Raw genomic sequence first — 16,015 nt, 5'->3', positions numbered from 1 at the left:
ATTCTGCGACGAGACCTTTGATATGACCGTACCTAGCGATATTGCCATCGCCCAAAATGTTACCTTACAGCCCATCAATGACATTGCACAAAAACTTGGTTTATCAGCCACTCATATCGAACCTTACGGACATTTTAAGGCAAAAATAAATCCAGCCGATGTGTTTGCCATGCCAGCTAAGGCAAAGCAGAGCAAATTAATATTGGTCACTGCCATTAACCCAACGCCTGCTGGCGAAGGCAAAACCACGGTCACCATCGGCTTAGCAGATGCACTAAACCGTATCCACAAGCAACAAAACAGCGGTGAGAGAACGGTGGTTGCCATACGTGAGCCATCCATCGGCCCGGTATTTGGGATTAAAGGCGGTGCAGCTGGCGGCGGTTACGCGCAAGTACTACCTATGGAAGATATCAACCTGCATTTTACTGGTGACTTTCATGCGATTGGGGCGGCAAATAACCTGCTGGCAGCACTGCTAGACAACCATATTTATCAAGGTAACGAGCTGAATATCGATCCAAAACAAGTATTCTGGCGTCGAGCGGTAGATATGAATGATCGTCAATTGCGCAATATTATCAGCGGCATTGGCAAGACCACCGATGGCGTGATGCGTGAGGATGGTTTTGATATTACGGTTGCCTCTGAAGTGATGGCTATCTTTTGCTTAGCGACAGACTTGAACGATTTAAAACAACGCCTAGGCAATATCTTAATAGCTTATAACAAAGACAAGCAGCCAATATACGCCAAAGACCTCAATGCTCATGGTGCAATGGCAGTACTCCTAAAAGAAGCTATTAAACCTAACCTTGTACAGACGATTGAGGGCACGCCTGCCATCGTCCATGGCGGTCCGTTTGCCAATATCGCCCACGGCTGTAATTCAGTCATTGCGACCCGAGTTGCCATGCATCTGGCAGACTATACCCTTACTGAGGCAGGCTTTGGTGCCGACCTTGGTGCGCAAAAGTTCTGTGATATCAAGTGTCGCTTGTCAGGATTGGCGCCAGATGCGGCTGTTATCGTCGCCACCATTCGAGCATTAAAATACAATGGTTGTGTCGCTAAAGACAATCTAACCACTGAAAACTTAGCAGCGCTTGAGCAAGGCCTGCCAAATCTAATGAAGCATATCGAAAATATGCAAGAAGTCTACGGACTGCCCGTAGTCGTCGCCATTAACCAGTTTGTCAGTGATACTGACTCTGAGATTGAGTTGGTACGACAAGCTTGCCTAGAAAAAGGCGTGGAAGTTGCCCTAACGCAAGTATGGGAGAAAGGTGGCGCTGGCGGTGAAGAATTAGCAAATACTTTACTGAGTTTGCTCAATGAAAACAGTAATAAACCCAGCCAATTTCGTTTGGCTTATGACAGTGATAATAGTATTGCAGATAAAATTCGCACGATTGCACAGCGTATCTATGGGGCAGATGATATTGATATCAGCAGTCTGGCCGAGGCTAAAATACGCCGCCTAGAAGCACTCAATCTCGATAAGATGCCAGTTTGTATCGCCAAAACCCAGTATTCGCTTAGTGATAATGCCAAACTACTTGGTCGACCTACGGGTTTTGATATTCATGTACGCGATATCAGCATCTCGTCTGGCGCAGGGTTTATCGTGGTGATTTGCGGCCCTATTATGAAAATGCCTGGATTGCCTAAACGTCCTTCAGCGGAGCATATTGATTTAGACGATGCTGGTAATATTACGGGGTTATTTTAATTTAACCATAAACTACTTACTACGATAACTCAGCGCTTCAGATACATGGGCGCTAGTAATATCAATACTATCGGCAAGATCGGCGATGGTACGTGCCACTCGTAATACGCGATGGTAACCACGCGCAGATAGATTCAAGCGTTGCTGAGCTAGCTGTAGTAATTGCTGTTCGCCCTCGCCCAACTGAATATATTTATCAATCTCGCTAGGGCTAAGCTCATTATTTACCTTCTGTTGTCGCTTTAATTGGTGCTTATGCGCGGCAGCTACTCGAGTGCGTACCTGCTCAGATGTTTCGCCAGCCTGAGCATTTTGCAGGTCTGCAATCGGTAATGCTGGCACAGTAATATGCAAATCAATACGATCAAGTAGCGGACCTGATAGTTTGTCTTGATAGCGCTTAATCTGTTCAGGTCGGCAACGACAACGGCCTGATGTATCGCCATCATAGCCGCAAGGGCAAGGATTCATCGCCGCCACCAACTGAAAGTTTGCTGGAAAGGTCATTTGCGAGTTGGCACGGCTAATGGTGATTTGCTTTGCTTCTAACGGCTGGCGTAATACTTCCAGCACCGTACGATCAAATTCAGGCAATTCATCGAGAAATAAAACGCCCTTATTCGCAAGCGTAATCTCACCAGGTTTAGGACGTGAGCCTCCTCCGACCAACGCCACCGCTGATATGGTGTGATGCACTTGTCTAAATGGCCGTGTGCCATAATCGTAGTCACTGTCTGCCACTGAATAGGTACTAGCAACTTCTAACGCGTCCTCGTCACTTAAATCAGGCAGGATAGTCGGTAGCCGCGATGCCATTAAAGTCTTACCGGAACCGGGTGGCCCTGTAAACAACAATGAATGACCACCTGCAGCAGCAATCTCTAAAGCACGTCTAGCATGATGCTGACCTTTTACATCCGCCAAATCTACTTTATATCCTGTATGCTGCTGTGCCGGACTGGGCTGGACGACTTCTAAACACTCATAATTAGCATTTGGATTGGTCAGTGATTGCAAATGATCACAAACGGCTTTTAGACTATCCGCCGCCAATATCTCTATCCCCTCCACACGGCTAGCCTCAGCACCATTATCCATCGGTACGATTAACTGCGCTTCATTTGGTTCTTGCAGTTGCTCATTCAGTTGTTGTCCATTGCTCTTTGACGCCTTCGATACTTTTGACGTTTTTAAGGCTAACGCTTCCGCTTTTATCGCTCGAGCGACAGCCAAGCTACCTGTCACTTGCCGCAGATTTCCATTTAACGCAAGCTCACCGATAAACTCAAACCCTGATAATACTTCTGGATCCAACTGATCACTGGCTGCCAAAATACCAATCGCAATAGGCAAATCTAGCCTTGCGCCATCTTTGGGCAGGTCTGCTGGCGCTAAATTAATCGTCAGACGGCGATTGGGAAATTGAAAACCTGAGTTAAGAATTGCCGAGCGCACTCTATCTTTGCTCTCGCGTACGGCGGCTTCTGGTAGACCCACAATCGTTAACGCTGGCAGGCCTTGTGACAAATGAACTTCAATGATGACCTTTGGGGCATGCAAACCGACGACTGAACGGGTATAGACTTGGGCAAACGACATCAGCGTTTCCTAATAGAGAGAATATTGATAATAGAGCATTATTTATCAACGCGCAAATGTCGTGTTTTATTATTTATAGACAAAACGGATTTAAAGCATCTAGAATATTTTATTCATTAAGATAGCAATAGTCTTGAAAGGTAAGATTCAGCAGCCATTAAATATTAAACTAAAAGACAAACAGTCCGAAAATGACAACCTAGGATTATTTATGAGCGACATCAATTACACCCATTATCTGCAACAACTCGGGTTTACAGAGTCGGAGATTGATAAACCGATCAAGCCTAATTTAGACACGCTAAAGCGGTTACAGATGGCACATTTAACCCAGTATCCTTTTCAAAGCGTGACCACCATTTTAGATAGGCCCAATGATTTAGAGGAAGCCAGTATTTATGACAAGGTAGTAGAGCGCCGTTTAGGTGGCTACTGTTATGAGCTTAATGGCTTGTTTTTAGCGCTACTGCGTCATTTGGGTTACGAGGCTCGAATTATTACTGGAGTTGTGATTCTTGACAATCAACTTGAACGCCGCAATGCTCGCACGCACATGGCCATCATAGTGACTATCGATAGGCAAAACTATTTGGTTGATGTTGGTTTTGGCGGCCTAGTACCAACTGAGCCGTTACTATTTGCTTATAATCAACCGACTATAGAGCCAAGCGCTCAGGGAAAAAACGCAGCACAGATACAAACTACGCCGCATGGCCGCTATAAGATCATTAGAGATGATAGCTTCGACAAACAATCTGAGAACCCAATACTCCCTCATGCCAAAGTAAATTATGAGCGTTATATCTTATGCTGTGAGGTCAAATCAGAGTGGCAGATGCTCTACGTCTTTGATTTACTACCCCAAATCAAAATGGATATGATTGTTGGTAACTGGTATATCTCAACTTATCCCAAGTCGCCTTTTAAAAGCAGGCTTATGGTTTCAAGGCTTGATGAGCAGGGTGTAAGACACACTTTATTGAACTACAAGTATCGCCGCCATCAGTTGGGGCAGGTTAGCCAAACTAAAGAATTAGAAAGTGTTGACGAGCTTTTGTTATTGCTCAAGGAAGTATTTTATATGAATATTGAAGAAGACATTACCGCCAGTGAGCGCCAACACTTACAGTCTTTTTTGGAAAGTAATTTTGTGGACAATTAATTCGATAGCTATCGAGTCAATTATGGGGGTACAAAAACCAATCAACCACCACAATAGTAGTAAGGATTTGCTATAATAGTGGCTATATATTTAGCCACTAATGCCCTATCAAAAACTTTGATAAACCATGTTTTAGCCTTTAAAGTATGGCTATTTTTATTTTAGATGGATTTGGTATAAGGAATGCCCTATGAGTGATGTGAACAGTAACACCCAGCAGCCTTACAACCATGCTAATGAGCAGCCAACTACAGTACGCCCTGTCATGCAGCCTGACAATCCGTATGCCAGTACGCGTGGTAGCATAATGACCAAGCAGCTACCCGCATTCGATGAAGCTATGATCAATAAATACAACCGCTCAGGACCACGCTATACTTCCTACCCGACCGCTTTAGAGTTTTCACCGATGCCTGAGGGCCTTGAGACAAAAATTCTGCAGAATCGTGAAGCTCGTGCTCCATTATCTTTATATTTTCACATCCCATTCTGTCGTCATCTTTGCTACTACTGCGCCTGTAATAAAATTATCACCAAAAAGAACAGCGACTCAGGCGATTATCTTCAATATCTCATCAAAGAGATTAAGCACAAACGTCGCTTATTAGCGGTGCCAGATGGTAGTGATAAACCACTCGTTAAGCAGCTACATTTAGGCGGCGGGACGCCAACCTTCCTAAGTGATGAAGAGATGGTACAACTGTGGGCGTTTTTGCAGACTCAATTTGAGTTTTTACCTGAAGACGAAGGTGACTACTCTATCGAGATTGATCCACGTGAGTTGAGTGGCGAGACCTTAAAGGTATTGCGCAACCTCGGTTTTAACCGTGTCAGCTTAGGCGTACAAGACTTAGACGAGACCGTACAAATCGCGGTCAATCGTGTACATTCAGCAGAGTTGATTGAAAACGTGCTCACTGAAGCACGTGGCTTAGGTTTTCATTCTATTAATATTGACCTGATTTATGGCCTGCCGCATCAAACGCCAGATACCTTGGACAAAACGGTACGCCGTATCATCGAGATGTCGCCAGATCGTCTGTCGGTATTTAACTATGCACATCTGCCTGAACGCTTTAAAGCTCAGCGTCAAATTAAAGAGGAAGACTTACCAGATCCAGCGGCTAAGCTTACCATGCTTGGCAACACCATCAATACGCTGAGCGAAGCGGGCTATCAATATATCGGTATCGACCACTTTGCCAAGCCTGATGACGAGCTAGCTGTCGCACAGCGCGAAGGCAAGCTGCATCGTAACTTCCAAGGGTACACCATCATGGGCGACTGTGACTTGCTAGGGTTTGGCGTTTCATCCATCAGTCAAATTGCCAATGCCAATACCCGCTACATCCTACAAAACGATACCGACCTACAAGCCTATCAAGCCAGTATCGACGCTGCACAAAGCAACCCTGCTGTCATGCCTGCGGTAAAAGTTATCAAAACCTCTATCAAAGATCGCTTGCGTGAATATGTGATTATGAATTTACTCTGTCACGACTATATCGACTTTAAAGACGTCAACCAAAAATTCGGTATCGATGCCATCACTTACTTTATTGAGGAAATTCAACAGCTTGGCGCCATGCAAGAGGACAAGCTCATCGATATGGACGCTGCTGGTATTCGTGTATTACCGAAAGGTCGCCTGCTTGGTCGTAACGTAGCCATGGTATTTGATGAATATCTTGATAAAAAGCATAAGAACCGCTTTTCTAAGGTTATTTAAGTTATATTGAATCCGCTATTAATGATAAAAAAGACCTCAGTTTTGAACTAAGGTCTTCTTTATTGTTTACGATAAAGGTGGTTATTTAAATTAAGTCAATCTAGTCTACCGTCGTTCCTCTATAAAGACATACAGTGCTACTGGAGTAAATTTCCCGCAGCCTCTGTCTGCATAAGCACAGCACGCAAGGAAAATTTATACCAGTAGCACGTTATAATAATGATACTTTTTATTTAGGATTAATTATATTCAGTAGGCATGACGATATATAGCCTATTGGCATCCTCTATGGTTTTTTCACTATCCAGATATTTTTGCTCAACGGTACTTTTCGAATTGATAATCGTTGAGTCTGTCAGCGCAAAATCATCATCATTGAGTAGCCCAAGTGAGCCATCTTGACGCAACCATAGGCCTTCCAGCTTGTCATGTGGATAGTCTAATGCCGCGAGAACATCGACTACTAAAGATTTTTTAACTGGTTTAATACTTATGCTTTCAAATACTTGCCAATTGTCTTCACTCTCTGCAATGAGCTGCTCTAGCGTTTGTCCGTCGATAGTCAAGCCTACTGTATCGTCTTGCTTGATAATATCTGTGCTAGCAATCGTTTCAATATTAGTAGCATCAACGATATTAATTTTATAGATAAGTTTTTGCGCAGAGCTATCCTGTAGCGGAAACTTACGGTCATGCTCAATCACATAAAACTCATAACTGTTGAGCGCAACAATGCCCGATGTCACGTGCTGCGCTTTATCAAGCCGATACAAATATTGCGCTATGTGACCCGAATCCAAATTGATAGTGACTATCCGCACCAAACTAGAGATACGCCCTGACTTATCAGGATTATCCATAGAGGACTCCATAATACCGACCAGCGTCGTCTGGTCAGGAGTGATGCTTAACGCTTCCATTCCGCGATTGGCACGACGCTTAGTAAACTCTGGCGGTAACAAAATCTGCTTACCATCAATGACCACGTTATTGCGCTCATCACTTGCGAACGGATTGATACGTGCAATCTCTACCCCGTCCGCATCATAATGAACCAAGTGCGGCCCATACTCATCACTGATCCAAAAACTGCCATCTGTGAGTACAGCAAGGCCTTCAGGATCCAAACCATTGATATCCGTTCTGATGGGATTACTTACTTCATCAAAAGGCAGGTTTGGATTCACAGTCATCGGCTGTCCGTCGACATCGTAAGGGACTTCATTGGTTCCGCCCAACGCTTTTGGATTTGGTAATCCAGTAATAGGCTTGCCGCTGCTGTCTTTAAGCAGTATCTCTTTAATCCTGGTAATACTTCCGTCGTCTTGTAGCTCAAACAGCCCAATACGCGGCGTATAATCGGGTACCAAAAACTGCTTACCCTTACCTGCAATGCCTTCAAAGTCCGCATTAGGGCCTCGATCAGCCAGCACATAAAACTGATTGGCATTGGTTGGATGTGCCGCTGCATCTGAGCCAAAGCCACCGCCTCGAATCTCAAGCTTCCTCTCAGGATAAGCAGCATTGGTGTGCGAGTCATCAAGCACGACATAAGGTAGTGGACTGCCTTGTACAAAGTTATCTATATTGATGAGTTCTGTACTCACATCTTGCTTGGTCATTTTTGCATCCCTTAAACAGTTTTTATTATTAAAATAACAACACCTGCTACCGATTGAAGAAAATTTTGACTAATTACAACTCAAAAAAATAGCCAGCGCATAATAAGCTAACTGACTATTTTTAGGCGTTCTTTGTCTTAGATATGGTTAAAACATGACTGGTTAAACCTTAAGTTTATCACCAACCATACCTTTGACCGTACTCAGAATGTCAGCCGGTAACACCACCATTTTTGAGTTATCAGATTCCGCTAACTCACGGATTGCTTTGATATATTGTTCACCAAGTAAGTAGACAATCGGCATCTCTTCCTCACCCATGGCGCTGGTAATCAAGCGAATCGATTCTTCAGAACCTCTTGCCAGTACAACCTGCGCTTCAGCATCACGGCGTGAAGCTTCTAAACGGCCATCCGCCTCTAAGATGGCAGCTTGCTTTTGACCATCAGCACGCGTCACTGTCGCACGGCGTAATCGCTCTGCCGCTGCTTGCTCTTCCATTGAAGCCTGCATGGTCTGTGAAGGGTTAATATCTTGAATCTCTACTGTCTTGAGGGTGATACCCCAGTCAGCAATATCCTCTGAGATTGCATGTTTTAGCTTAGTTTTGATTTCATCACGGCTAGACAAAGCACTATCGAGATCCATCTCACCTATGATTGAACGTAGTGAGGTCTGTACCAAATTGCGAATACCATACTCGTAATCTTCGATACCATAAACCGCCTTATCAGGACGTACGATATTGATATAAGCCACGGCGTTGGCAATAATAACCACGTTATCGCGGGTAATCACTTCTTGTGAAGGAATATCAAGCACGATGTCTTTGGTAGTAACCTTATAAGACACATCATCAACATAAGGAATAATAAGGTTTAGCCCAGGCTCCAATGTCTGGCTATATTTGCCGAGTCGCTGCACCACCCATTTATAGCCTTGTGGCACGATACGCACGCCTTTGAACACTGTAAACACGACCAGTGCAATTAAAACCACCATCACAATACTAAAACTTTCCATAATGCATCCCTATTATTATACTGACCTACTCTCGTTAATCACAGCCTGCGATTTCATGCTACTCACAATCAGCTCATTGCCGACGATATCCGTTACCACCACTCGATCACCAACCGCCACTTGCTCGCCGCGCGTACGGCACATCCACTCCGCTGCCCCTACGATAGGTACGCTAAATCTCACCGTACCTGCCCTATCTGCCTGTGGCTGCACAATTATCATGCCAGTCTCACCAACGATGACACTACCGCCCAATCCTGCCTTGGTACGATCTACTGATAAGGGTTTGATAAATTTAAACCACGCCAGTAAAAATATAGCAGAAAGCACCAGCCAAGTAATGATTTGAACAGAAACAGAAATAGGCAATAACCATGAAAGCGCGGCAACGATGATGGCAGCCGCACCAAACCAAAGGCTTGCAAAGGTCGGCACAAACATCTCAACAATGAGCAATATAAAACCCAATACCAGCCAATGCCAAGGCTCAATCATCCAGAGAATCTCCATCAGTGCTACCTACCCTATCTTAATCATCCTAGCTTTCAATGTAGCATACTTTGAGCGTTTATAACTTCTTAAAAAATTATCAATATATAATACATGTACATTAGACTGGGTCAAAAAAAGGATTACTAGAATTTAACGCATAAAAAAACGACCGCCGAGGCGATCGTTTTTTATACTCAATTACTGATAGTCAGTAACTTAGAACTTCAGCTGTGCACCAACGGTCATCAAGTCTGCATCACTACCTAACTTGTCATATTCAGCTTCAACACTGAAGTTAGGGTTGACTGAATAACCTAGGCCTACACCACCAGCAAGACTGGTATCACTATCTGAGTAAGTCTCAGTTCTGATTTCAGTAGCACCGACAGTACGAGTGAAATCACCTTCTACTTTAGTTTTCGCAACACCTAGCTTGCCTTTGGCATATAAACCAGTGTTAGGGAACTGATAGCGGTATGTACCGTATGCACCATAAGACTTAGCATCAATATCACCACCACGGTAGTCAGCATCATCTGAACCTACATATTCCGCTTCGATACCAAAGTTAGGGTCAAAGTTATAACCACCGTAGATACCATAAGCAGTTGGATCATCAGCACCATCAACGTCTAGGTCAAACTGACCAACTTTAACACCGACGTATGGTTGACCCGTGTAGCCATTACCATAAGTGACAGCAGCTTGTGCGCCAACACTTACTAAAGAACCTACTGCTAATGCTAATAGAGTTTTTTGTAGAGTTTTCATATTATTCTCCTAAATTTATGCTTTTAATTTGTTTTATACTGTTTGTTGGTTTGAAAAACAATGAGAGTAACCACTATCAAGTTAGTGAAATCGATCATTATTCCTCATTTTCGTTCTATCAGTGACAGACTTAGAATTTTAGATGTGCACCAACGGTGATGAGTTTGGCATCAACATCGCTGTCCATCATTGCATATTCGGCTTCGATACCAAAATCAGGATTGACTGAATAACCAAGACCTACGCCACCTGCAATACCTGTGTCACTGGTAGAGTTCGAAACTCTAACTGGACCAACCGTGTAATCACCCTCAACTTCAGTCTTCGCTACACCCAATTTACCTTTGGCATATAGACCAGTATTTGGGAACTGATAACGAGCAGTACCGTATGCACCATAAGTTTTAGCATCAAGGTCACCATTTCTGTAGTCAGCGTCATCTGAACCTACATATTCTGCTTCGATACCGAAGTTTTGGTCGAAGTTGTAACCACCATAAACACCATAAGCAGTTGGATCATCAGCATTGTCTATATCTAAATCGAACTGACCGACTTTAAGACCAACATATGGTTGACCGGTATAACCGTTGCTATAAGTTGTTGCTGCTTGTGCACCAACAGTCAATAAAGAACCAGCTACTAGGGCAAGAATTGTTTTTTGTAGAGTTTTCATCATAAGCTCCTTAAATAAAATTTTCACAAACAAGTTGTTATTTATATTGGCTTTTTTCGCCTATCGCCTTGTTTGTTAACGATGAATATATAGTAACAAAGTATTTCGAACACTGTGTCAGTGTTTGATGGTATGAGAGTTAAGATTTGCAAGCATTTATCAGTGGTCGGGTTACAAAGGCCTAGATATGAAACCTTTTGTTACAACCACCTTTGTAGCGCAATACTTCCTACTTATTCCATAAATGCACATATAATAAATAAAAAAGCGCACCTCGAAAGGTGCGCTTTTCAATGCTATTAACCATAATTTTAATGATTAATTTTTAGGTGATGCTTATTTTTTATCTTCGTCTACTTCAGTAAACTCAGCATCGACCACGTCATCATCAGCCTGGTTGCTGTCTGCTGCGCCGTCCGCACCTTGTTGGAATTGGCTTGGATCCATACCTTCTGCACCAGCACCAGCACCAGCACCAGCACCACTATCAGCATAAATCTTTTGGCTGATTGGCAAGAATGCATTGTCTAATGCTTCAAGCTTGGCTTTGATATCGTCATGATCGTCTTCTTTCGCCGCTGTTTCAAGCTCTGTAATAGCAGTTTCAACTGTTGATTTCTCTTCATCAGTGACTTTATCTTCTGCTTCTTTCAGTGCTTTTTGTACCGCATGGATACGACCATCAGCTTCATTGCGCACTTGGGCTAGATTGGCGAACTTCTCATCATCAGCAGCATTGGCTTCTGCATCACGAACCATTTGTTCGACTTCTTCATCCGACAAACCAGAGTCTGCTTTAATCTGGATACTTTGCGCTTTACCAGTACCTTTATCAGTTGCTGAAATGTTCATGATACCGTCAGCGTTGATGTCAAAGGTCACTTCAATTTGTGGCAGACCACGTGGTGCTGGTGGAATATCCGTCAAATCAAAACGGCCAAGCTGTTTGTTTTGATTGGCGATTTTACGCTCACCTTGATACACCTGAATCGTTACTGCTGGTTGGTTGTCTTCTGCCGTTGAGAACACTTGTGATTTCTTAGTAGGAATCATGGTGTTTTTCTCAATGATTGGCGTCATGACACCACCCATCGTTTCGATACCTAGCGTCAATGGTGTTACATCAAGCAATAGGACGTCAGTTTTGTCACCAGACAATACCGCACCTTGAATCGCAGCACCAGCGGCAACTGCTTCGTCAGGGTTAACGTCTTTACGTGGCTCTTGACCGAAGAACTCTTGTACTTTTTGTTGTACGAGAGGCATACGAGTCTGACCACCAACTAGGATAACGTCGTTGATATCTGCAAGCTTAATGCCAGCATCTTCAAGAGCAATCTTACAAGGACCCATGGTGCGTTGTACTAACTCTTCCGTTAGGCTCTCTAGTTTTGAGCGACTGATAGTGACAACCAAATGCTTAGGACCACTGCTATCAGCAGTAATGTATGGCAAGTTGACTTCAGTGCTTTGGGCACTTGATAGCTCAATTTTTGCTTTTTCTGCGGCTTCTTTTAGACGCTGCATCGCAAGAGAGTCACCTTTTAGGTTAACATCTTGGTCTTTTTTGAATTCGTCTACTAAGAAGTCAATCAATGCTGAGTCAAAATCTTCACCACCAAGGAATGTATCACCGTTGGTTGCGAGTACTTCAAACTGCTGCTCACCGTCAACATCAGCGATTTCGATGATTGATACGTCAAAAGTACCACCACCTAAGTCATATACAGCAACGGTGCTATCGCCTTGCTTTTTATCCATACCATAAGCAAGCGCTGCAGCGGTTGGCTCGTTGATGATACGTTTTACATCAAGACCAGCAATTTTACCCGCATCTTTAGTCGCTTGGCGCTGTGAGTCATTGAAATAAGCAGGAACAGTAACAACTGCTTCAGTCACGCTCTCGCCAAGATAATCTTCTGCTGTTTTTTTCATTTTTTTCAAGATTTCAGCAGAAACCTGTGGTGGCGCTAGTTTTTTACCGTTGATTTCTACCCATGCGTCACCGTTATCTGCTTTGGCGATTTTATAAGGCACCATACCGATGTCTTTTTGCACGACTTTGTCATCAAAACGACGACCAATCAAACGCTTGATTGCAAACAATGTGTTGTTTGGGTTGGTGACTGCCTGACGCTTGGCTGACTGGCCAACGAGGATTTCGTCATCTTTATAAGCGACGATAGATGGCGTTGTACGAGTACCTTCAGCGTTTTCGATGACCTTAACTTTGTCACCTTCCATCACTGCCACACATGAGTTGGTTGTACCTAAATCAATACCAATTACTTTACCCATAATCAAATGCTCCTAATTTATTTTAAATATAACTACTTATCTATTCAGACCATAGTCGGTCACTTGTTGCTATATATCGGTTTAGCTGATGATTTTTTCAAGTCGATAATCAAGCAAAAACTGTCTTTTGTGTGATTTTTTGTCAAAACCCTTAATTTAAGTAGGGTTTAGCACTTGAATATCAAGTCCTGGACTCTAGTAGTCTCTTCTAGTCCAGAGCCTAATTTAGAATACCTAAACTACCTCAGTTTCTATTGTCCAACACGTACCATGGCTGGGCGCAACAGACGACCGTTCAAGCTATAGCCTTTTTGTAATACCGTACCGACGATATCTGCTTCAGCGTCTGCATCAATACCAACTGCTTCATGAAGATCAGCGTTGAATTTTTCGCCTTGTGGGTCAACTACTTCGATACCGTTTTTGTTTAAAACAGACAACAGGGCTTTATGTGTTAGTTGCACACCTTCAGCAACTGGATCGTTAGCATCAGCGTTCTCAATAGCACGCTCTAGGTTATCGACGACCTCTAACAATTCTTTGGCAAATTTTTGTAGCGCAAATTTTTTGCTCTTATCGGCTTCTTGCTCCATGCGTTTTTGTGCATTGTAAGCTTCGGCATTGGCACGAGCAGTGGTTTCTTTGGCATGCTTCACTTCGCCTTCTAGCTCAGCGATGCGTGCTTTAAAAGTGTCGATATCGATGTCGTTTTCGATGATTGATTCATCACCTGAGTTGTTTTTTGGATCAAATTCTTGCATGGTCTCTTCTAAAATACTGTCGCCATGTTCAACGTTGTCATGCGCCACATTTTGGTCAAGGGATTCGTGGTTGTTATTTTGCTCGCTCATGATAGCTCCTTAGAATTTTAATAATGACGATTGCTATAGAGCACAGCAGACCTATCAGTCGCAGGTCATTCTGTACTCATATTGGATAATGGCTTTAAAAACTGATGTTGGATACAAACATTAAGTACTAAATAATTAAGTACCAAACAATTATTACTCATGGTTTTTATTAATGCGTTTCAATAGCTGATTGATAAAGGTGATGAGGGTAAATTTCAAGCCTAAAGCAAAGGATTTTTTACCATTTACCACAAATATCATCGAATATTCTCCTAAATGCTCGTACAGTATTTTTATTCGTTGTCAATAACTGTGAACCTAAGCTAACAAAACGTACAAAAAGCTGTCATTTATTCCAATTACTTTACTATTACCACCTAAGGTATTACTAAAAAACACTCAACTTTATTGTGTATTACTTTATTATTTCAGCAAATACAACCACTTAATAATGACGCTAGTCGCTGTACTGTGACAGACGATAAACTGCAAAAACGATATGCAGCGCTTATTAAAATCTGCGTCTACTCCCTATTATTTATAAGAGGTGTTATGTCTCATTCAACAGCATTATCTATCAACACCTTACTAAACAAAGCGTTGATGACATTGAAGCTTGCATCAACAGAGTCAACAGAGCAAGCAGACAGTGCGACACAAGCGAGTGCCACGCAAGAAAGCGCTCAAGAAAAGCGTCTGACCGTTAAAGAGAAGGTGTTTAGCTACAATCCGATGACCAATTGTCAACCGCATACATTGCATTATGCGATGAAAGGATTGGGTTATTTGCCAGCCCCATTATTAGAGAGCTTGGTTGGTTACTTAAATGGACCAACTTCAAAACAGTATCTGCATGTCAATGCGCATTTGCGCCTAATACTGGCCGTGAATAGCAAACTTAAGACCCCTCTTGAGCTGACGCCAATGCCAGAGCTGCGCGAAAGATTTGCCGCTGATGCTGTGGCGATGCAGGCACCCAGAGTATGGCAGCAGACCGCCGATACTATCATCGGCAATATAAAGCGCTTTACCAAAAAAGGTGAGACGGCTGTTCGCTGGGAAGACAAAGTGATTGCCAATGCTGACGATGGTGATATGACCATTCGTTGCTATCAACCAGACTATGCTACTCATAGATTAGGGTTAAAAAAAGGTGGTATTGATAATCCAGATGAAACGGTGATGCTGTTCTTCCACGGTGGTGGATTTTGTATCGGTGATGTCGATACGCATCATGAGTTTTGTCATGCCGTTTGTGAGCAGACTGGTTGGCCGATTGTCAGTGTTGATTATCGCCTAGCACCAGAAAATCCGGCGCCAGCTGCGCTGACAGACTGCATCACAGCCTATGCTTGGCTCACAGAGCATTGTCATACCTTTGGTGCTTTACCGTCGCGGATTGTTCTCGCCGGCGATAGTGCTGGTGGCGGACTGTCTACTTTGATTGCCCAGCAACTCACTGCGCCGACAGAATCGGCTTGGTCAGATTTGGGTGTGCTGGGTCGCACGATGTTTGAGCTGTTAGAACGCTTACCAAAACCGCTCGCGCAGATGCCGTTATATCCAGTGACTGATATCGAGACAGATTATCCAAGTTGGGAGCTATATGGTGAAGGCTTATTACTAGACCATGCCGATGTGGCGGTGTTCGATGCAGCCTGTTTAGAGAACAGCCCGTTGCCACGCCAGCATGTGCTGAACTCTCCCATGCTCGGTGATAATAGTCAGGTATGCCCAACTTATATTGTCGCATCAGAGCTAGACGTGTTACGTGATGAAGCCTTTGCTTATGCCAAACAATTAAAAAGCCATGGTATCCCTGTTGAGACTTATACGGTACTTGGTGCACCGCATGGTTTTATCCATTTTATGAGTGTGCATCAAGGGCTTGGTCAAGAGACAAACGATATCATCGATGGTTTTGCCGTCTTTGTTCGTGACCTCATTCACACACAGTCTCAGTTAGCAGCGTAAGGGAGAATCTGTGTATGTTTTCTAGTTAGGCATCAACTTCAACTTATTGTTTTCGCTTGGCTGGCTCCTTATTAATACTTAGTCCT

General features: G+C 43.4%; 12 protein-coding genes. 4 read left to right on the top strand and 8 right to left on the bottom strand.

Annotation, left to right across the window (positions count from 1 at the left end; genetic code table 11):
• Nucleotides 1-22: 22 nt before the first annotated feature.
• Entirely contained in the window at nucleotides 23-1,732 is a 1,710-nt protein-coding gene (locus QL919_RS03635; RefSeq protein WP_290188232.1) for a formate--tetrahydrofolate ligase, read from the top strand.
• 12 nt (nucleotides 1,733-1,744) lie between these two features.
• Here QL919_RS03635 and QL919_RS03630 read toward each other — a convergent pair whose 3' ends face one another.
• A complete protein-coding gene (locus QL919_RS03630) occupies nucleotides 1,745-3,331 on the bottom strand; it encodes a YifB family Mg chelatase-like AAA ATPase (RefSeq protein WP_290188231.1) in 1,587 nt (528 codons plus the stop codon).
• Nucleotides 3,332-3,542: 211 nt separating this feature from the next.
• Between QL919_RS03630 and QL919_RS03625 the strand changes: the two genes are divergently transcribed.
• Both QL919_RS03625 and hemN read left to right on the top strand, forming a co-directional pair.
• Complete coding sequence (locus tag QL919_RS03625; RefSeq protein ID WP_290188230.1) at nucleotides 3,543-4,493, top strand: arylamine N-acetyltransferase; 951 nt, start codon at nucleotides 3,543-3,545, stop codon at nucleotides 4,491-4,493.
• Between the two features lie 190 nt (nucleotides 4,494-4,683).
• A complete protein-coding gene (gene hemN / locus QL919_RS03620; RefSeq protein ID WP_290188229.1) occupies nucleotides 4,684-6,222 on the top strand; it encodes an oxygen-independent coproporphyrinogen III oxidase in 1,539 nt (512 codons plus the stop codon).
• Nucleotides 6,223-6,461: 239 nt separating this feature from the next.
• On the opposite strand, the gene QL919_RS03615 is transcribed toward hemN, so the two are convergent.
• The 7 genes from QL919_RS03615 to grpE form a co-directional block, all read right to left on the bottom strand.
• Nucleotides 6,462-7,844, bottom strand: a complete 1,383-nt coding sequence (locus tag QL919_RS03615) for an esterase-like activity of phytase family protein (RefSeq protein WP_290188228.1) — start codon at nucleotides 7,842-7,844, stop codon at nucleotides 6,462-6,464.
• A 162-nt stretch (nucleotides 7,845-8,006) separates the two neighbouring features.
• The gene (locus QL919_RS03610; RefSeq protein ID WP_290188227.1) at nucleotides 8,007-8,867 is read right to left on the bottom strand and encodes an SPFH domain-containing protein; all 861 of its coding nucleotides are present in this window, start codon (nucleotides 8,865-8,867) and stop codon (nucleotides 8,007-8,009) included.
• Nucleotides 8,868-8,882: 15 nt separating this feature from the next.
• The gene (locus QL919_RS03605) at nucleotides 8,883-9,362 is read right to left on the bottom strand and encodes an NfeD family protein (RefSeq protein ID WP_290188226.1); all 480 of its coding nucleotides are present in this window, start codon (nucleotides 9,360-9,362) and stop codon (nucleotides 8,883-8,885) included.
• A 213-nt stretch (nucleotides 9,363-9,575) separates the two neighbouring features.
• Complete coding sequence (locus tag QL919_RS03600) at nucleotides 9,576-10,130, bottom strand: porin family protein (protein ID WP_290188225.1); 555 nt, start codon at nucleotides 10,128-10,130, stop codon at nucleotides 9,576-9,578.
• 130 nt (nucleotides 10,131-10,260) lie between these two features.
• A complete protein-coding gene (locus tag QL919_RS03595; RefSeq protein WP_290188224.1) occupies nucleotides 10,261-10,806 on the bottom strand; it encodes a porin family protein in 546 nt (181 codons plus the stop codon).
• Nucleotides 10,807-11,142: 336 nt separating this feature from the next.
• Entirely contained in the window at nucleotides 11,143-13,104 is a 1,962-nt protein-coding gene (gene dnaK / locus QL919_RS03590) for a molecular chaperone DnaK (protein ID WP_290188223.1), read from the bottom strand.
• A 251-nt stretch (nucleotides 13,105-13,355) separates the two neighbouring features.
• Nucleotides 13,356-13,955 (bottom strand): nucleotide exchange factor GrpE, encoded by a 600-nt coding sequence (grpE, locus tag QL919_RS03585; RefSeq protein WP_290188222.1) that lies wholly within the window; start codon nucleotides 13,953-13,955, stop codon nucleotides 13,356-13,358.
• A gap of 552 nt (nucleotides 13,956-14,507) precedes the next feature.
• On the opposite strand from grpE, the gene QL919_RS03580 reads away from it, so the two are divergent.
• Nucleotides 14,508-15,929 carry an alpha/beta hydrolase gene (locus QL919_RS03580; protein WP_290188221.1) on the top strand — a complete coding sequence of 474 codons (1,422 nt, stop codon included), beginning with the start codon at nucleotides 14,508-14,510 and terminating at the stop codon, nucleotides 15,927-15,929.
• Nucleotides 15,930-16,015 lie beyond the last annotated feature (86 nt).

The organism is Psychrobacter sp. APC 3426, from assembly GCF_030408035.1.
In the GTDB taxonomy this organism is placed as follows: Bacteria; Pseudomonadota; Gammaproteobacteria; order Pseudomonadales; family Moraxellaceae; genus Psychrobacter.
Note: the sequence above shows the minus strand (reverse complement) of the source record. Positions and strands in the feature narration are given on the sequence as shown.